The sequence below is a fragment of the Chromohalobacter sp. 296-RDG genome (assembly GCF_029889885.1).
GTDB lineage: Bacteria > Pseudomonadota > Gammaproteobacteria > Pseudomonadales > Halomonadaceae > Chromohalobacter.
Window position 1 is genome coordinate 14487 of record NZ_JARANY010000017.1, and the last position, 19441, is coordinate 33927.

A 19441-nucleotide genomic window follows, 5' to 3' on the forward strand; every position below is an offset into this window, starting at 1 on the left:
AAGCGAGACCCGAATGAACTACCAGACCTCTCGACATCGCATTCCCATCGCCACCGGCGGAGAGCTGAACCTCACCCACTTCCAGCCGGAACGCATCGACGGCCTGCCCATCCTGTGCTGGCATGGCGCCATCGAGTCGGGGCGCATTTTTCACAGCCGTAGCGGCAAGGGGCTCGCGCCCTGGCTCGCCCGACAGGGCCACGAGGTCATGGTGATCGATCAACGCGGTCGCGGCAGCGCCTCGCCGCGTCCGGCACGCGGTGTATCGTTCTCGCAGCGCGAGGTCATCATCGATGAAGTCGCCGCCGCACTGGCCACCTGCCTGAATCTGAGCGGGCAATCGCGCTGCCATATCATGGCGCATTCCTGGGGCGGCGTCTTGATCGCCGCGCACCTGGCGCGCGTCCCCGGCAGTCGCGAGCGTATCGCCAGCCAGATCTATTTCGGAACCAAGCGTCGAGTCCGGGTCCAGAATCCCAGCAAGAGGCTCTATATCGACCTGATCTGGAAAGGGCTCGCACCGCTGGCACGTCGTGCGTGCGGTTATCTGCCGGCTCGCGCGTTACGCTGGGGCAGTGACGACGAATACGCCGCCAGCCACGCCGACAGCGTCGCCTGGGTGCGCGAGACAGCGTGGCGGGACCCCGAGGATGGCTTCGATTACGCCGCCGCCCTGGCACAGGCAGAATTGCCCCCCACGCTGCATCTGGCCGGACAGCGCGACCAGGCACTGGGACACCCCCGAGATGTCGCACGCTTCGTCGAGGAATGCGGCCCGCATCGGCATGCATTACGCGTACTGGGACGCCAGAACGGTCAAGCGCGAGATTACGGTCATCTGGACATGCTGACGCACCCCGACGCCACAGAAGACGTCTACCCGCAGGCACTTGCCTGGTGCCAGGCACATCAGGGCGACACGGTCTCGATCGAGGAAGACGTTGAGAGCGCAGCGCGACAGGCGCATCTGCGCATTAAAAAGGAAGGCCCAAACGACAAAACCCCAAGTCAATGACTCAGGGTTGGCCGATGGCGATCGTGGCGGACCGGACGGGACTCGAACCCGCGACCTCCGGCGTGACAGGCCGGCATTCTAACCAACTGAACTACCGGTCCGCATTGTCCGATTTGACTCGGATTGGTGGGTGATACAGGACTCGAACCTGTGACCCCCAGCATGTGAGGCTGGTGCTCTAACCAGCTGAGCTAACCACCCGGATCGCATACTACTTGATACTGCGTGTTACTACTTCATGCCTCATCGTCAATGACGCGTCGGCGAGGAAATCGTGGCGGACCGGACGGGACTCGAACCCGCGACCTCCGGCGTGACAGGCCGGCATTCTAACCAACTGAACTACCGGTCCGCTGAATACAACGCTAACCACACATTGTCGAATTTCCTATGAAGAATTGGCGGACCGGACGGGACTCGAACCCGCGACCTCCGGCGTGACAGGCCGGCATTCTAACCAACTGAACTACCGGTCCGCTGCATTCCTCTTTTCACGTGCTCCCCATCACTCGAAATGCATTTCGCGTAATGGTGGGTGGTACTGGGCTCGAACCAGTGACCCCCAGCTTGTAAGGCTGGTGCTCTTCCAACTGAGCTAACCACCCCTGGTCACGTGGCGCTGCATTCTACAGAGAGACTGTGGAAAGTCAACCGATTACATTCATCTGGTTCATTCACTTGCCTGCATGGCAGCGGCCACGACACGTGCCGCTTCCTCGATCAACGCTGCCTGATCATGCCCGGCTCGCCGTCGCGGTTGCCAATCATGATCGCCATCGTCGAGAAAATGCACGTGCGCCACCTCGGGCAAAGCATATTCGCGAACTTCACGGTCACCCCCGAACGGGTCTCGCGTACCCTGCAACACCCAGGTGGGACAGGTCAGATCCGGCCAATGCGCCAGTCGCGTGCGCTCGGGCTTGCCGGATGGATGAAACGGATAGCCGAACAGTGCCAGGCCCGCCGCTTGATCGTGCGCCGCCAGCAGACTCGCCACGCGTCCGCCCATCGACTTGCCGCCTAGCCACAGCGACGATGGTGTATCGTCGGCGAGCGATTTCAACGTGTCGCGCCATACGGCCAGCTCATCGACCAGGCTCTCGACACGCGGCGGCGGGCGCCGACGATTTTCATGCCATACCCGCTGCATGTAGGCGAAATCGAAGGCCCAGACCTGTACGCCATGCAGCGCCAGTGACTCACGCAGGCGCTGCATGAAGGACGAGGTCTGCCCTGCCCCGGCGCCGTGGGTCAGCAACAAGCGCCCCACACGCGGCATGCCACGCACTTCCAGCGGGCCAAGGTCGTCCAGATAAAAATACTGCGCCGCGACGCCGGGCGAGACGCCGCTGTCGTGCAGTGACGTCAGTGAGCGTGGCGTCGAGGCATAGGCATGCTCGAAGCTCATATCAGCCGTGCCTCATTGGGAGGCGGAGTGCGTCACGCCTCACGGCTCAGCACGTCGAGTGTCTCGATACGTTTGCTCTGGAACTCGCGTTGCTTGTCTTCCAGCCCTTCGAAATCGAAGAGGTTTCGGTCGGCCAACTGCGACGGCGCCACATTGGTGATCGACTTGAACATCGTCTCCAGGCGCCCGGGGTGTTTCTCTTCCCACTCAGTGAGCATTTCCTTGACCACCTGGCGCTGGAGATTGGGCTGCGAGCCGCACAGATCGCAGGGAATGATCGGAAACTCGCGCCACTCGGCGTACTCGGCGATATCGGCCTCACGGCAATACGCCAAGGGCCGGATGACGACATTCTTATTATCGTCGGAGAGTAGCTTGGGGGGCATGGACTTGAGCGTGCCACCGAAGAACATGTTGAGGAACAACGTCTCCAGCATGTCCTCGCGGTGATGGCCAAGCGCGACCTTGTTGGCACCGATTTCCTCGGCGAATCCATAGAGGGTGCCACGCCGCAGCCGCGAACAGAGCGCGCAGGTAGTCTTGCCTTCCGGGGTTTTCTCTTTGACTATTGAATAGGTATCACGCTCGACGATGTGGTAAGGAACACCCAAGTCATCCAGGTATTTGGGCAAAACGTGCTCGGGAAATCCCGGTTGTTTCTGGTCGAGGTTGACTGCCACCAGCTCGAACGAAACCGGCGCGTTACGCTGCAGGTTCATGAGGATATCCAGCATGGTGTAAGAATCCTTGCCACCGGAGAGGCATACCATGACCTTGTCGCCGTCACGGATCATGCCGTAATCGACGATAGCGTTTCCCACCTGGCGCCGCAGGCGTTTTTGCAACTTATTGAATGCCAGTTTGTCTTGGCCGGTGAGTGCTTGCATGACGATAGCGCTTTGACCTGCCGTGGTAAGTGAATCCTTCCATGTTATCACCGCAGTCCATCACGACGAAGTCTCGAACCTGGCCGCTCAGGCACTGATCGCACGTCCATGACACAACCGCAGATACATCAGCGCCGTGGTCACGGCATCCCCCAACGCCGTATGGCGCCCCATGACCGGCACGCCCAAGGCCTCGCTCATGGCCTCGAAACGCACATCCGGCTCGATATCCAGCTGCACGCGACGGCGTTCACGCGCATACAATCGGCACACATCCAGCGTTCGATTGGGGAGGTCGAACCCCGTACGCGGGCGCAAGTGGCGATTGATGACCGCCACGTCGTAGTCGATACACCAGCCAACCAACGGGCGATTGCCGATGAAGTCGAGCAGACGGTCGAGTGCATCGCCCAATGCCTCGCCGCCCCACAAGTCGACACCGCGCAAACCATGAATGCGGATGGAGTCGCCCGACAAGCTCTCCGGCCGCTGCAGGCGCAGGTCCAACGACTCGCTGGTCAGGACACGTCCATCGCGCACTTTGACCGCCGCCAGCGCCACTAACTCCGCGCGCCGCGGATCAAGATCGGTCGTCTCGCAGTCCAGGGCAATGACCTCGCTGCCGCAATACGGCTCGAAGCGCCAGGCGTGATGCCCGCCCAGTTGGCGTCGTCGATCACCGGCACGGCGTAATGCTTTTATCATCGCAACCTCCGTATACCTCTGACGATAGCCCGAGTGGCTTGACTCAGCCATTCGTGGCGCTTGCCTGACGAGCACCTCAATACTCGAGATGAAAACGCTGCGACAAGCGTTGCTTGAATTCCTTGACCGTATGCAACGCCTCGCGCAGCAAGTCACGCTCGAAGCCGCTGAGACGCTGAACGACAACGCGATTGGCCTCCTGCGACGTGTCGCTCTCCTCCAGATTTTCCAACTGCTGACGCAGGCGCAGCTCGGAAAACAGTGCCATGGCTTCGCCCAGGTCGTCGGCGAAAGGCCGGTCGAGGCGACCGTCGTCGACCAAGGCATCGAGACGCGCAAACGTCGAAGTGGCCGCGACACGCCGCTCTAGTGCCAGAGTGCGCACACCATGCACGATGGGGAAAAGCCCACCTTTCTTGATCTCGATGCCATGCTCCGGACGCTTGAGCGTGCCGAACAGGGTCAGCGGCGTGGAGTAACGCAACACCCCCCGAGCGAAGTACGACAGTAACAACTCATCGTGGGAACCGCGCGCGAACAGGTGCTCACGCAAGCCCTCGAGCAAGCTCGCGTTGCCGGCGATGGCATGGGCGTCAAGCATGATGGCGAGATTCATCAACGCATTCGGATCGCGGCTCGAGGTCCAACGGGCAATTTTGCCGCGCCATGCCGACTCGCTCGCCACCCACTGCGGATTGGAAACCATGATGTTGCCCGGACAAGGCGGATAGCCAAGCCTGCCCAGCGTGTCGGTCAAGCTGCCCATGGCCGCTTCGATACCCGGCCAATCGCTGCCATCGGCCAGAATCAGCGCATTGTCCTGATCGGTCTTGAGGATCTGCTCGCCGCGTCCTTCGCTACCCATGACCAGTAGGCACGATTGCTCCCGTTGCGTTTCGGGCATCAGGAAACGAAACGCCTTGTGGATGATGCGCCCGTTGAGCGCCGCCATAAGCTCCATGGCGAAACGCAGCTTTATCCCTTGCGCCATCAGCGCCTGGATCAGTTGTGGCAGTCGTGCGCTGGCACGCGCCAAGGTATCGATATCCTCGGCTTGCTCGATTTGCAGACTGACGACATGGGCACGGCTCGAAAAATAGCCCAGCACATCGGTCAACTCGACGACACCCACCGCCTGCGCGCCCTCCATGACCACGACACGCGCCACTTCGTGACGCGTCATGCTGACCAGTGCGGTAAAGAGATAGTCGTCGGCATGCGAGGTGATCAGCGTAAAATGCGCGATGCCACCCACCTCGGAGGAATGTGGCAAGCCTTGCTGAACCAGCGCATCGAGAAGGTCGGTCTTGGTCACCATACCGCAACGCCCGGCATGACTGACCAACAAGCTGTCGGCATGACGCTCGCGCAAATGCGTGACGGCCTCGGCAATCGTGGTATGCCCTTCGACCACGACGGGTTCGCGCATGCATTCCGCCACCCGTGCCAGCATGAAGCGTGCCATGCTCATGCCACCCTCCGCCCGCCGCTGAAGCACATGGCGCGCCTTTTCGGCCAGGTGCTGGCGGAAGTACTTATCGAAGGCAGGATAGGCAGCGCAAATGTCTTCGAAAAGCCGGCGGGGCAGCAAGTAACACAGACTTTCTTGCTCAGCCTGAAACCTATAACGACTCGTACCGTTGAGGATGCTGATCGCCCCGAACAGATCACTCGCCGTGTAGTGGCCGATACGCCGCTCCCCCTCGCTCGCGTTGAGGTCGAGCTCCGCCACTTCGCCCTTGTGAATCAGGAATACATGCTCACCGGGTTGTCCGGCATCGAGTATAATCTCGCTCTCATTGAAATAGGCGAGATCGACTCCGTCCCGAACGCGTTGACGCCCTGTTTCATCGAGCAAGCTGAAAGGTGGTTGCGAGAGGTTAATATCGACCATGGTAGTACCCTCGTCCTGTGCCGACCCTGGCGCGACTTGGTGTCATCATTACCGCTTCATGTTCCTTATACTTTTCGGTAACACGGCCGAAAGATGCTTACTATATTACGTAATCAAGAGTAGCAAAGCTGAATTTTATTACGACACATAGACTATCGTTCTACGCTGAGACCGCATCCCCAAAAAGCCATTGACTTACGCCCCACAAGACTCGCTTACGCCTTTTTTATAAGCCTGCTAAAAAGTCTTGCCCCCTTCACAACACCATGAAAAAAATGATGATTCAAAAAATGACTCTTTAAACTAAGGGCTCGATACCAAAGTATGGGGTTCTTTTTTCCACGTCATTAGCCACTATCATCAGCATGACTATTCAAGGCAATCGCAGATAATTAACACAACGACGGACAGCACTGCCATGGTCGATAAAAGTCTAGCGCCACTATCGTATCAATGACGCCACTCTACAGAGTGTTCTATAACTTAGACTGCTTTGAAGCGTCTCAAAAACTTTCATCACAACGTCCACATATCCCCACCAGTGGAGAGCGATACCATGGCAGATGACAAATCCAATGCCGAAGCTTACTGGAAAGCCAACGTGCGACTAATCACCGGCTGCCTGATCGTCTGGGCATTCGTTTCTTACGGCTGCGCGATCCTCTTCCGGCCGTTGCTGGCCAGCATTCCCATCGGCGGGACCGACCTGGGATTCTGGTTCGCCCAGCAAGGCTCCATCCTGACCTTCGTCGCCCTGATCTTTTTCTACGGCTGGCGAATGAACAAGATCGACAAAAAATTTGGCCTGGAGGAGTAAGCCATCATGAGCCAATTCGTCATCAATTTGCTGTTCGTTGGCGCATCCTTTGCGCTCTATATCGGTATCGCAATCTGGTCGCGAGCCGGGTCGACCAAGGACTTTTATGTCGCTGGCGGGGGCGTGCATCCTGTTCCCAACGGCATGGCAACCGCCGCCGACTGGATGTCCGCCGCCTCGTTCATTTCCATGGCCGGACTGATTTCCTCAGGCGGCTATGCCAACTCTACCTTTCTCATGGGCTGGACCGGCGGCTTCGTCATCCTGGCCATGCTCTTGGCGCCGTACTTGCGCAAGTTCGGGAAATTCACGGTACCTGACTTTATCGGCGACCGTTTCTATAGCCGCACTGCGCGCGTCATCGCGGTAGTCTGTCTGATCGTCGCCTCAGTGACATACGTCATCGGTCAGATGACCGGGGCTGGGGTAGCATTCTCACGCTTTCTCGAGGTCAGCAGCACTGCCGGCATCTGGATCGCGGCGGCCATCGTCTTCCTGTACGCGGTCTTCGGAGGCATGAAGGGCATCACCTACACCCAGGTGGCGCAATACATCGTGCTCATTGTCGCCTACACGATTCCGGCAGTGTTCATCGCCATGCAGCTAACCGGCAACCCGATACCGATGTTCGGCCTGTTCAGTACGCACAGCGAATCCGGGGTGCCACTGCTCGAAAAGCTCGATGAGGTCATCAACGCACTGGGCTTCCAGGACTACACCGCCGACGTCGACAACAAGCTCAACATGGTGCTGTTCACCCTATCGCTGATGATCGGCACTGCAGGCCTACCGCACGTCATTATCCGTTTCTTCACGGTGCCCAAGGTCGCCGATGCTCGCTGGTCCGCTGGCTGGGCGCTAGTGTTCATCGCACTGCTTTACCTCACGGCCCCCGCCGTGGCATCCATGGCGCGCCTCAACCTGATGACCACCGTCTACCCTGAGATGGCCGGCCAGGTCGAGAACTACGACGCCGCCGCCGACAACGCACTGCAATACGAGGACCGTCCCGGTTGGTTCCGCACCTGGGAGGAAACCGGCCTCATCAATTTCGAGGACAAGAACGACGACGGCCGTATTCAATCCTACAACGATAGCAATGAAGACTTCGCCGATACGGCACAGGAACGTGGCTGGGAAGGCAATGAGCTGACGGTCAACAACGATATCCTGGTACTGGCCAACCCGGAGATCGCCAACCTGCCACCTTGGGTCATCGGCTTGATTGCCGCCGGGGGTATCGCCGCCGCGCTCTCCACGGCAGCCGGGCTGTTGCTGGCGATTTCATCGGCCATCAGTCATGACCTGATCAAGAACACGATCAACCCCCGCATCAGCGAGAAAGGCGAAATGCTCGCGGCCCGCATCTCGATGGCCGGTGCCATCCTGGTGGCGACCTACCTGGGCCTCAATCCTCCGGGCTTCGCCGCACAGACCGTGGCCCTGGCCTTCGGCATTGCCGGCGCCTCGCTGTTCCCGGTGTTGATGATGGGCATCTTCTCTACCCGAATGAACAGCGCCGGGGCTGTCTGCGGCATGCTGGCAGGCCTCCTCAGCACGCTGCTGTACATCTTCACTTACTTGGGCTGGCTGTTCATTCCTGGTACCAACATGCTGGCCAATACGCCGGAGAACTGGATGCTCGGTATCTCACCGCTCTCATTCGGAGCTGTGGGGGCGATCATCAACTTCGTAGTAGCCTTCGCTGTCTCCCGGGTCACCAAGGCACCGCCGCAGGAGATCCAGGACTTGGTACAGAGCGTTCGTTATCCGAAAGGCGCTGGCGCCGCGCTCGACCACTAAGCCATAATGACGCGGCCTGGCACGCTAGGCCGCAGCCAACCCTCTCACTCGGGCTTCCTCAGGGAAGCCCGAACGCTTTCAGGAAAGACGCCCATGATATGGCACTTGATAGCAGCGCTTTTCGCCGGACTCGGCACCGCCGGTATCGGCCTGGTGCTGCGTTTCATCAGCGCTAAGCGTCTGCCGCGGTGGATCGTTCCGGCACTGGGTGGCCTCGGCATGCTTGGCTACCAAATGTATTACGAGTACAGCTGGCTGTCGTTCAAGCAGCAGCAACTACCCGACTCGGCTGAAGTCGTCGATGCCGAGTACGGCGCGATGCTATGGCGTCCCTGGACCTATTTGTACCCCATGCCCGTTGCCTTCGAAGTCATCGACCGCGACCATCTGCGCGTCGTCGAGGCCGACGGGGAGCGCATGGTCGAGTTCTTTCTCTACCGTTTCGAAAAACAGGTCGCGGATCGCGTGACCCATCAAGCCTACCTGATGAACTGCGGCGAACGGGAATGGGCACCGCTGGTCGGCGATGAGCGCCAACCGGACGCCTCCGCGCTGCACGACATTGGCGCCGACACCCCGCTTTATCAGGCCCTGTGTGAAACATCCTGAGCATATGGACGACTGACGCGCGCCAGCGGATTACCCTAGAATGGCGGCAGACATAGGAGAGAGAGCATGTTTGCTGGCTGGCTACTGATCGTCGTATCGCTGATCTACATTGCCGTATTGTTTGCCATCGCTTGGCGTGGCGATAGCCAGGCCAAGCGCCATGGACCGGGCAAACGGCGTCCCATCGTCTACAGTCTCGCGCTGGCGGTCTACTGTACGTCGTGGACATTCTATGGCGCCGTCGGTGAGGCCGCTACGTCGGGCTGGTCGTTCGCCAGCATCTTTGTCGGCCCGATTCTGACCTTCCTGCTGTTCTGGCCCGTGTTGGCCAAGATGATCCGTGTCGCCAAGCGCCAGAACGTGACCTCGATCGCCGACTTCATCGCCTCGCGCTATGGCAAGACCCAGTCACTGGCGGCGTTCGCCAGCCTGGTGGCCTTGATCGGCACGCTACCCTACATCGCCTTGCAGCTGAAGGCCGTGGCCTCGGCGTTCACCGTATTGACCGACAGCGCCGACCTGACTCGTGCCCCTGTATTCGGCGATACAGCCTTCTATATCGCGGCTTTCATGGCGCTGTTCGCCATCCTCTTCGGAACGCGACATACCGATGCCACCGAGCATCACGAGGGGCTGATTCACGCCATCGCCTTCGAATCGGTGGTCAAACTGCTGGCGTTTCTGGTCCTCGGCGCCTACGTCACCTGGGGCATGTTCAACGGCCTCGGCGATCTGTTCGGCCGTGCCGATACCTATCTAGAATTGCAGCGCCAGTTGACCGAGCAGGATTTCGGCCACGGCTTCTGGGCACAGACGCTGCTGGCAATGCTGGCCATCTTCTGCCTGCCGCGCCAGTTCCACCTCGCCGTGGTGGAAAACACCCATGCGGACGATGCCAAGCGTGCCCGCTGGCTGTTCCCGCTATATCTAGCCGCCATCGGACTCTTCGTGCTACCTATCGCAGCGGCGGGCTTGACGATATTTCCCGATGGCGACGTCAACCCCGACACCTTCATGCTTGCGCTGCCCATGGCCGGCGGCAGCGAATGGCTAGGTCTACTCACCTTCATCGGCGGGCTCTCAGCAGCCACCGGCATGGTCATCATGGCCGCCATGACGGTGTCGATCATGATCTCCAACGAGATCATCATCCCGCTGCTGTTCCGCCTACGCTGGTTCGTCACCGAAGGCGACTACGCCAAGCTGGTGCTACGTGCGCGACGCGCGACCATCGTCGTCATTCTGCTGCTGGCCTATATCTTTTATCGCCTGATCGCCGAATACAGCACCCTGGCTTCGACAGGCATGTTGTCGTTCGCCGCAGCCGCCCAGTTCGCGCCTGCCTTGCTGGGTGGGCTTTACTGGAAGCGTGGCAACCGCCTCGGTGTCATTGCCGGCATGAACGTCGGTTTCGCGGTGTGGGCCTACACGCTGTTGCTACCATCGCTGGTGCAGGCCGAATTACTGCCGATGACCTGGCTGACCAGCGGCCCCTTGGGGCTCGACTGGCTGGCACCGACGCACCTGTTCGGTCTCAACGTCGGTGACAGCTTCACCCACGGCGTCATGTTGTCCTTGGGACTCAACCTGTTCTGCTACATCTTTGTCTCGCAGATCACCCCGCAGCGCGTCGTCGAGCGCATCCAGGCATCATTATTCGTCGATAGCGTCGAAACTCGCCAGACCTCGGTCAACCGTCCGTGGACCGGTGCCACTACGGTTGGCGATCTCAAGGTTCTCTGCGAGCGCTTCCTGGGCACCAGCCAGGTACAGCGCGCCTTCGAGGACTATTCACGCCGTGGTGGCCAGTCCGTGGACGACAATACCCGCGCCTCGATCGACGTCATCCAGTTCACCGAACGGCTATTGTCGTCGGTACTCGGGGCGTCCTCGGCACGCATCGTGGTCAATTCGGCGTTGCAGGGACGCGGTATCGGTATTTCCGATGTCATCTCGATCGTCGACGAAGCCTCGCAGGTACTGGAGTTCAACCGCGCCCTGCTGCAAGCGACCATCGAGAACATCAACCAGGGCATCAGCGTGATCGATCAGAACGCGCGCCTGGTGGTATGGAACCAACGTTATCTGGAACTGTTTCGCTTCCCTGACAGTTTGATCCGAGTCAACGCGCCGTTCGACAAGATCCTGCGCTACAACGCGCATAACGGTGAATACGGCCCCGGCGACCCCGAGGAGCACGTCGAGCTCTTGATGGACAATATCCGCCAGGGGCAACCGCACCGCTACGTGCGTTACCGCCAGGATGGTACTGTGCTCGAGGTCCAGGGCAACCCCATGCCAGGCGGTGGATTCGTCTACACCTATCAGGACATTACCCAGCAAAAGCGCACCGAAGAGGCGCTGATCCGCTCCGAAAACAACATTCGCATCTACACCGACAATGTGCCGGCGCTGATCGCCTATTTCGACAAGGAATGCCGCTACCTCTTTACCAACCGCGCCTATGAAGCGGCGATGGGCATTGACCGCAACGAAGCGATCGGCGAACGCTTCGACCACGTCATGCCCGCCCAGGTCATCCGCGAGCGTTCGCCGTGGATGCATCGTGTTCTGGCCGGCGAGCGGGTGAGCTTCGAAATCTCACAGGACGACGGCGACGGCGGCGTGCGTTACATGCTGGTGACCTACACGCCGCACTTTGGCGAAGGCGAGAATGTACTCGGGTTCTTCGCCCTCTATCAGGACATCACCGAGCGCCGTCTGGCCGAAATCGCTCTGCGCGAGACCAACGAAAATCTCGAGGAACGCGTCCGCGAGCGGACCCAGGCACTGTCCGAGGCCAATGCGGCCCTGCGTCAGGAAAACCACGTGCGCGCCGAGGCCGAGTCGGCGCTGCGCCAAGCCAAGCAGGTCGCCGAGGAGGCCAACGCCTCGAAAACACGTTTTCTGGCTGCCGCCAGCCATGATCTGCTCCAACCGCTCAACGCCGCGCGTCTATTCACCTCGGCACTGGGGCAGCAGGTCGAAACCGACGAGCTGCGCCATACCATTGATCATATCGACAATTCGCTACAGGCCGCCGAGGAGCTTTTGAGCACGTTGCTCGACATCTCCAAGCTTGATGCCGGCGCCCTGACACCCCGCCGCACACAGTTCCCATTGACCGACATCCTGCGCCCGCTGCGCGCCGAGTTCGAAGTCATGGCGACGGATCGTGGGCTCGATCTGGATGTCGTCGCCACCGGGACCTGGGTGGACAGCGACGCCCAGATGTTGCGACGCATCGTGCAGAATTTCCTCTCCAACGCGCTGCGCTATACACAGCAAGGGCGTGTGCTGCTGGGTTGCCGGCGCAAGGGCGAAAAACTGAGCATCGAGGTCTGGGATACCGGTCCGGGAATTCCCGAGGCCAAGCAGGCGGAAATCTTCCAGGAATTTCGTCGCCTCGATCAGGCCTCGCGTCACAAGGAGGGCGAGAAAGGCCTGGGACTCGGGCTGTCCATCGCCGACCGCATGAGCCGAGTGCTTGAGCATCCCATCAAGATTCGCTCGTGGGAAAATGTCGGCACCGTGTTCTCGGTGTCGGTGCCACGGGTCGAGGAACGCCAGCAGGAAAAAAGCGCCGAGGATACGCCCACGCGGCGTCCCGGCAACAAACTCGCAGGCGCCAGAATCCTGTGTATCGACAACGAGACACTGATCCTCGAGGGCATGAAGGCGATGCTCGATGGCTGGGAGTGCGAAGTCTTCACCGCCACGTCCATCGGCGGCGCCAAGTCGGTGTTACGCCATCTGGACAGCGATCCCGAGGCCATTCTCGCCGACTACCATCTAGATAACGAGGTCACCGGATTGATGACTCTGGAAGCCCTCGAGAAACTCTGCGATGGGCCCGTCCCGGGTATCGTGATCACCGCCGACCAGACCGACGAGGTCGCCGAGGAGATTCGTCGCAATGGCTATCAGTTACTGCTCAAGCCGGTGCGCCCGGCCGCCTTGCGGGCGCTTTTGACACGCACCCTGCAAGCCAACCGCGCCGCTCGCCAGGACCGCTAGCGTGGGAGACAGACGACACCCGGAAGCAATTAATAGTCAAAATCAATCGCCTCTCGGGACAACGACTATTGGTCAAGCCAAGGCCTCTAAGTTAACCTTTAGACATTCGATTAACCATGGTTAAATTAGGGTCGCTACCATGCTGAGTACAATTTCCGACAGTGCGATCCGCGAGCAAGCGGCCTCGACGCTCAATGGCAAGGCCCGACGCTGGGGATGGACAGCCTTTTTCGGCCCTGCGCTGATCGCCGCGGTGGCCTATATCGACCCCGGCAACTTCGCCACCAACATCGAAGCGGGATCGCGCTACGGCTATACCCTACTGTGGGGGGTACTCGTCGCCAACCTGATGGCCATGCTGATCCAGACCCTCTCGGCACGCCTGGGGCTCGCCACCGGGCGCAACTTGCCCCAGGTGATTCGCGCACGCTATCCACGCCCCGTGGTCTGGTGCTATTGGATACAAGCAGAGGTCGTGGCCATCGCCACCGATCTCGCCGAATTTCTCGGCGCGGCATTAGCCTTCAATCTGTTGTTCGGGCTATCGCTGATGGAAGGCGCGTTGCTCACCGGAGCGATCACCTACCTGGCACTGCATCTCTACCGCTACGGTTTCCGCCTCATGGAGATCGTCATCGGCGCCATGATCCTGGCCGTGGCGGGCGGCTTCATCCTCGAGCTGGTGCTCAGCCGACCGGAAACGACACCGCTACTCGAAGGTTTGCTGATTCCCGGCTTTCCAGATAGCTATTCGCTCTACCTGGCGGCGGGTATACTCGGCGCCACGGTCATGCCGCATGTCATCTATCTGCATTCGGCCCTGTCGCAGCAACGCATCCAAGTGAAGGACGATGCCCACCGCTTACGCTTGATGCGTTACTATCGCCTCGATGTCATCATCGGCATGGCTATCGCCGGTGTGATCAACCTCAGCATGCTGGCCATGGCAGCGGCAGTCTTTCATGCCAACGGCCGGTTGGATGTCGCCACCATCAGTGATAGCTATCAATTGCTGGCACCGATGCTGGGGCAGGTCACTGCGAGTCATGTCTTCGGTGCCGCCTTGTTGCTCGCCGGGCTGTCGTCGTCCATCGTCGGCACGCTGTCTGGGCAAGTCATCATGCAGGGCTTCGTGAACTTCACGATCCCTCTTTGGCTGCGCCGCCTGGTGACCATGTTGCCGGCGCTGGTGATCATCATGCTCGGCGTGTCCGAGCAGAAGGCCTTGGTCGCCAGTCAGGTGATTCTCAGCTTCGGGATTCCGTTTGCACTCATCCCACTGCTTTTCTTCACCGCCAATCGCCGTATCATGGGCAACCTGGTCAATCACAAATCGGTAACCGTGGTGGGCGGTATCGTGTGCACGTTAATCGTCGCCCTTAATGCGTACGTGCTATTTTCTACGTTCACGGGACACTGAAAGCAGGGGTTGCATGAAGTCTCAGCCCAAGCACGAATATTTCAAACGCGTTCGGCAGGATCATCAGACCGAGCTGGTCGAGGATTATGTCGAGGAAATCGCGCACCTGCATACGCAGCTGGGCGAAGCTCGTGCCAGCGATCTGGCCGAGTGCTTCGGCGTCAGTGCGGCGGCAGTGTCAAAAGTCATCGCACGTTTGAAACGCGACGGCCTTGCCGTCGCGCGCCCCTACCGCGGGATCTTCCTGACCGACGAGGGGGATGCCCTCGCCAAGCGCGTCATGGCACGCCACCGGGTAGTACTCGATGCCTTGCGGGCGCTCGGTGTGCCCGAGGAAGTCGCACGTGCCGACTCCGAGGGCATCGAGCATCACTGCAGTGAAGAAACCGTCAACGCCATGCGCGATTTCCTGGACCGCCAGTCGCCTTCATGAGCCGCCTGACACGGCCCTGGGAGTGCGTACTGATACGCAGATAGCCCCCGTACGAAGAAGCCGCTCCCATGCTACTGGGAACGGCTTCTTGTCTCTCACATGGCCTCGTCTCGTATGCTGTCGCCAAGGGCAGCCTAGGACTCGACCTTGGGCGGCTCGACCTCGAGTTTCTGTGCAGCGATGACCGCCTGCGTGCGCGAATGCACCCCCAGTTTGCGGAGTATCGCCGTGACGTGCGCCTTGATGGTCGCCTCCGACACGTTGAGCTCATAGGCGATCTGCTTGTTGAGCAGGCCTTCGTTCAACATGTTGAGTACCCGGAACTGCTGGGGCGTCAGTGAGGCGATGGCTTCGGCGAAACGTGCTTCCTCTTCGTTCGATTCGCCGAGAATTTCAGCCATCTCTTCTGGCAACCAGACCTCTCCCTCGAGCACCTGGCGGATCGCCTCGGCGATAACATCCAGCGACGAGGACTTGGGAATGAAACCCGATGCGCCATAGTCGATGGCACGACGCACGACGGGCGGCTCCTCGCTACCCGAAATGACGACCACGGGCACCTCGGGCGACTGACCGCGCAGTTGGATCAGTCCCGAAAAGCCATGTGCGCCCGGCATGTGCAAGTCAAGCAAGATAAGATCGGCATCGGGATGGCGCATTACCATGTCGGAAGTCGCCTCCATGGTATCGGCTTCGACGATCTCCGCCTGTGGCGCTACTTGGCGCAACGCCTGGTTGAGCGCGGCACGAAATAGCGGGTGGTCATCGGCGACGATGAATTTCTGGGCAAAAGCCATTGTGTCTCCTCCGGATCCCCCATGGAGCGAACGGTCGTGCCGCGATTGTCTTCGGCAAGCATCAGGTTCACGTCTTGTTTTCAACATGTTACCCCATGCTGTAGACAATACCCAAGCCTTGCGTCGACGCACCCCCGAACGTTCCTGGTGGCACGAAAAAGCCGGCCATCGGCCGGCGAAAGTCGGGCGGGCACCCGAGGCGAGCTGGCGTGCCGCCCCATGTCGAACGAACCGACGCCGGATACCCACCCCAACACGTGTCAACGATTGGCGCGATGCTCGATCAACTCATCGACCACGCTCGGGTCAGCCAACGTACTGGTGTCGCCCAAGCCCTCGCACTCGTTGGCGGCGATCTTACGCAAGATACGCCGCATGATCTTGCCGGAACGGGTCTTCGGCAGCCCCGGCGCCCACTGAATGACATCCGGCGTCGCTATAGGCCCGATATCCTTGCGCACCCATTGCGTCAATTCCTTGCGTAGCTCCTCACTGGGTTCGACGTCGTCACCCAGGGTCACGTAAATGTAGATGCCCTGTCCCTTGATGTCGTGGGGATACCCAACCACAGCGGCTTCGGCAACAGCGCTATGTGCCACCAGCGAGGATTCGATCTCGGCGGTGCCCATGCGATGTCCGGAGACGTTGAGCACGTCGTCGATGCGGCCAGTGATCCAGTAGTAGCCATCTTCGTCACGGCGGCAGCCATCGCCGGTGAAGTAGACGCCTTCGTAAGGAGAGAAGTACGTCTGCACGAAGCGTTCGTGATCGTTCCAGATGGTACGTGCCTGACCAGGCCAGGAATCGAGGAGCACTAGATTGCCCGAAGTGGCGCCTTCGAGCACGTTGCCATCATTGTCGAGCAACGCCGGGCGCACGCCGAAAAACGGCCGCGTGGCGGAGCCCGGTTTGAGATCAGTCGCCCCTGGCAACGGTGTGATCATGATGCCACCGGTCTCGGTCTGCCACCAGGTGTCGACGATCGGGCAGCGCGAATTGCCGATCACACTGTGAAACCAGCTCCAGGCCTGGGGATTGATCGGCTCGCCCACCGACCCCAGTACACGCAGACTGTCACGCCGGCTAGAGTCCATGATGTTCTCGCCATGCGCCATCAACGCGCGGATGGCAGTCGGCGAAGTGTAGAGGATCGATACCTGGTGCTTGTCGATGATCTCGCCGAGACGCCCATGCGAAGGATAGCTTGGCACGCCTTCGAACATCAGCGTGGTCGCGCCGTTGGCCAGCGGACCATAGACGATGTAGCTATGTCCGGTGACCCAGCCCACATCGGCGCTGCACCAGTACACCTCACCCTCATGGTAGTCGAATACGTAGCGATGCGTCAGCGCCGCATAGAGCAGATAGCCACCGGTGGTGTGCTTGAGCCCCTTGGGACGTCCGGTAGAGCCGGAAGTATAGAGAATGAACAGCGCATCCTCGGCGTTCATGTTCTCCGCCGGGCATTCGCTGGACTGGCGCTCGACCCACTCGTGGTACCAGACGTCACGGTCGTCATGCCATTCGATCTCCCCGCCGGTGCGGCGCACGACCAGCACCTTGTCGACGATATCGGTACCGTCGCGAGTCATCGCGGCGTCGACGTTATCCTTGAGCGGCACATGCTTGCCACCACGTACCGACTCGTCGGCGGTGATGACCACCCGCGACTGGGCATCGACCACGCGCTGAGCCAGAGCATCCGGCGAGAAACCGCCGAATACGACCGAGTGGATAGCCCCGATACGCGCACACGCCAGCATGGCCACCGACGCCTCGGGGATCATCGGCATGTAGAGCGTGACGGTGTCACCCTTGGTGACTCCCATCTCCTTGAGGGCGTTGCTCAAGCGGCACACCTCGGCATGCAGCTCGCGGTAGGTAATGGTCTTGTCCTGCCCCGGGTCGTCGCCTTCCCAGATGATCGCTGGTTGATCGCCACGGGTCTCAAGATGGCGATCGAGACAATTGTAGGCAGCGTTGAGCTCGCCATCCTCGAACCAGCGAATATCCACGTTGGAAGAAGCGAATGAAGTATTCTTGATCTTGGTCGGCGCCTTGAACCAATCCAGAGACTCGGCCTGTTCCGCCCAGAAGCCTTCGGGATCGTCGACGGAGCGCTGATAAAGGCTCAGATACGTCTCGTTATCCGCCCAGGCATTGGCGGCGAAATCCTCCGCCACCGGGTAGACTTTCTGCTGTTCGGTCATGGCTTCCTCGCAAAGGTCGAGAAATGGATAATCGGTCACACGCTTGCCAATGTGACCGTCCAAGAATGTGTTACCAGCATATACCCCTAGCCCCCCTGGCTCCCTATTAGACCTTGGTATTACCATTTTTTCTTTTTAATTCATTGAGTTACATCATTTTTTAGCAACGAAGTGCAAGCGCTGTCGACAATGTCGGCAATGATAGTTCGTGCCTCGCTGTGCCAGCGAATGACGCCGTGCGGAAAAATGATGCTCAGTGACACAACCACAACGGTAGCAATACGGCGCGGGACTGGCACGCGTGACATCGAAGCGATGCGTGGTACGTGGTGGCAAACCGTAGAGCTTGCGCATGACGGTACGCCATTCGTGACCGTGCGGACGCGCTGGCGGCCCCTCGAGATGGAAGACCAGCCAATGCGCCATCTCATGCGGCACCACATCCACCATGAACGCCTGGCGGTTCTCGCGCAGCAGGACCGGATTGAAACGTAGACCACCGCGCGAGAAGTGCGCCTGACCGGCGCCCTTGCCACGCAGATCCAGCCACACGCCGGGGCGCGGCAGAGAAGGATGAACATCGAGGGCAACGCGCCAAGCCGCCTCGACACGCGCATATAGCGCCTCGTGCAGGGCCGGCTCGTCGAGCGACACTAACCAATCGTTATCGGGAGAGGGCAAGGTGACAGACATCATGGGATGCTAGAATGCCGCGCAACGCGACAGGCGTCCACCACTCACCGACAGCTCCCTGCAAGAGGCCCATCATGTCCGAGACGTCGCCCCCCATGCCACTGCTCGACGACGCAGCGCTCGAGACCCTCGACGATTTCCTGGCATCCGACCAGGTCGATCCCGAAGCGCTCGACTTGATCGGCACGCACGGCTTCCTCATCGCTCTCGCGATCGCGCCGATCGAGACACCGGCCACGACCTGGGTCGCCGAGCTTTACCATGGCGAACCGCAGTTCACCGACGCCGCGCAACGCGAGCAGATTCTCGGCCTCTGCGAGACACTCAAGCAAAACGCCATCGAAGCCCTCGAGCACGGCCATCTGCCCGAACTGCCGTTCGATCTCGAGCTCGGCGACATCGCCCCGGAGGAAACGCCCATCGGCGATTGGTGCGCGGGCTTCATGGAAGGCGTATTCCTTAATGAAGTCGCCTGGTTTGAACACGACGAAACTCGGGTCGCCGAACTGCTGCTGCCCTTCATGGCGTTGTCGGGATTGTTCGATGACGAACCCGACATGCACGAGCTGATCGCTGACAGCACTCGCGCCGAGGCACTCGTCAAGCAGCTACCCGAGCTGATTCTGGATCTCTATCTGCACTACCGCGTCCCCGAGGAAAAGCCCAAGCCCACGCCGCGCAAGAAGAAACCCGCCGGACGGCCAGGCAGCAAGGGACGCGGCTAAGCACACGT

General features: G+C 60.1%; 15 protein-coding genes and 5 tRNA genes. 8 read left to right on the forward strand and 12 right to left on the reverse strand.

The window, feature by feature from the left end; translation table 11 throughout:
* Nucleotides 1-13: 13 nt before the first annotated feature.
* Nucleotides 14-1015 (forward strand): alpha/beta fold hydrolase, encoded by a 1002-nt coding sequence (locus OP495_RS08655; protein WP_280568578.1) that lies wholly within the window; start codon nt 14-16, stop codon nt 1013-1015.
* Nucleotides 1016-1039: 24 nt separating this feature from the next.
* Here OP495_RS08655 and OP495_RS08660 read toward each other — a convergent pair.
* The 9 genes from OP495_RS08660 to OP495_RS08700 form a co-directional block, all read right to left on the reverse strand.
* Nucleotides 1040-1116, reverse strand: a tRNA-Asp gene (locus OP495_RS08660).
* 23 nt (nt 1117-1139) lie between these two features.
* Nucleotides 1140-1216: transfer RNA gene (locus OP495_RS08665), tRNA-Val, on the reverse strand.
* A gap of 74 nt (nt 1217-1290) precedes the next feature.
* A tRNA-Asp gene (locus OP495_RS08670) sits at nt 1291-1367 on the reverse strand.
* Nucleotides 1368-1414: 47 nt separating this feature from the next.
* Nucleotides 1415-1491: transfer RNA gene (locus OP495_RS08675), tRNA-Asp, on the reverse strand.
* Nucleotides 1492-1544: 53 nt separating this feature from the next.
* Nucleotides 1545-1620: transfer RNA gene (locus OP495_RS08680), tRNA-Val, on the reverse strand.
* Between the two features lie 65 nt (nt 1621-1685).
* Entirely contained in the window at nt 1686-2423 is a 738-nt protein-coding gene (locus OP495_RS08685) for an alpha/beta family hydrolase (protein ID WP_280568581.1), read from the reverse strand.
* A 32-nt stretch (nt 2424-2455) separates the two neighbouring features.
* Nucleotides 2456-3310: a tRNA 2-thiocytidine(32) synthetase TtcA gene (ttcA, locus tag OP495_RS08690; RefSeq protein ID WP_280563026.1), complete on the reverse strand. Its 855-nt coding sequence runs from the start codon at nt 3308-3310 to the stop codon at nt 2456-2458.
* An 87-nt stretch (nt 3311-3397) separates the two neighbouring features.
* Nucleotides 3398-4015, reverse strand: a complete 618-nt coding sequence (locus tag OP495_RS08695) for a 3'-5' exonuclease (RefSeq protein WP_280568584.1) — start codon at nt 4013-4015, stop codon at nt 3398-3400.
* Nucleotides 4016-4091: 76 nt separating this feature from the next.
* Nucleotides 4092-5909: a DUF294 nucleotidyltransferase-like domain-containing protein gene (locus OP495_RS08700; RefSeq protein WP_280568587.1), complete on the reverse strand. Its 1818-nt coding sequence runs from the start codon at nt 5907-5909 to the stop codon at nt 4092-4094.
* Nucleotides 5910-6465: 556 nt separating this feature from the next.
* Between OP495_RS08700 and OP495_RS08705 the strand changes: the two genes are divergently transcribed.
* From OP495_RS08705 to mntR, 6 genes are all read left to right on the forward strand, one after another.
* Entirely contained in the window at nt 6466-6726 is a 261-nt protein-coding gene (locus OP495_RS08705; RefSeq protein WP_280563023.1) for a DUF4212 domain-containing protein, read from the forward strand.
* 6 nt (nt 6727-6732) lie between these two features.
* Complete coding sequence (locus OP495_RS08710; protein ID WP_280563022.1) at nt 6733-8529, forward strand: sodium:solute symporter family protein; 1797 nt, start codon at nt 6733-6735, stop codon at nt 8527-8529.
* Nucleotides 8530-8622: 93 nt separating this feature from the next.
* Nucleotides 8623-9138 (forward strand): hypothetical protein, encoded by a 516-nt coding sequence (locus tag OP495_RS08715; protein ID WP_280563021.1) that lies wholly within the window; start codon nt 8623-8625, stop codon nt 9136-9138.
* A 66-nt stretch (nt 9139-9204) separates the two neighbouring features.
* Nucleotides 9205-13155: a NahK/ErcS family hybrid sensor histidine kinase/response regulator gene (locus OP495_RS08720; RefSeq protein WP_280563020.1), complete on the forward strand. Its 3951-nt coding sequence runs from the start codon at nt 9205-9207 to the stop codon at nt 13153-13155.
* A 139-nt stretch (nt 13156-13294) separates the two neighbouring features.
* On the forward strand, nt 13295-14575 hold the full coding sequence (locus OP495_RS08725) for an Nramp family divalent metal transporter (RefSeq protein WP_280563019.1): 1281 nt from the start codon (nt 13295-13297) through the stop codon (nt 14573-14575).
* The gene (mntR, locus tag OP495_RS08730; RefSeq protein WP_280563018.1) at nt 14538-15008 is read left to right on the forward strand and encodes a manganese-binding transcriptional regulator MntR; all 471 of its coding nucleotides are present in this window, start codon (nt 14538-14540) and stop codon (nt 15006-15008) included. The genes OP495_RS08725 and mntR overlap by 38 nt, the downstream gene beginning before the upstream one ends.
* A gap of 134 nt (nt 15009-15142) precedes the next feature.
* Here the strand turns inward: mntR and OP495_RS08735 are convergent, their stop codons facing one another.
* The 3 genes from OP495_RS08735 to OP495_RS08745 form a co-directional block, all read right to left on the reverse strand.
* Nucleotides 15143-15805 (reverse strand): response regulator transcription factor, encoded by a 663-nt coding sequence (locus tag OP495_RS08735; RefSeq protein ID WP_280563015.1) that lies wholly within the window; start codon nt 15803-15805, stop codon nt 15143-15145.
* A gap of 260 nt (nt 15806-16065) precedes the next feature.
* A complete protein-coding gene (acs, locus tag OP495_RS08740; RefSeq protein ID WP_280563134.1) occupies nt 16066-18015 on the reverse strand; it encodes an acetate--CoA ligase in 1950 nt (649 codons plus the stop codon).
* Nucleotides 18016-18168: 153 nt separating this feature from the next.
* Nucleotides 18169-18711, reverse strand: coding sequence for a SprT-like domain-containing protein (locus tag OP495_RS08745; protein ID WP_280563014.1), 543 nt, complete (start codon nt 18709-18711; stop codon nt 18169-18171).
* A 71-nt stretch (nt 18712-18782) separates the two neighbouring features.
* Between OP495_RS08745 and OP495_RS08750 the strand changes: the two genes are divergently transcribed.
* Nucleotides 18783-19433, forward strand: a complete 651-nt coding sequence (locus tag OP495_RS08750; RefSeq protein ID WP_280563013.1) for a UPF0149 family protein — start codon at nt 18783-18785, stop codon at nt 19431-19433.
* The last annotated feature ends 8 nt before the right edge of the window (nt 19434-19441 follow it).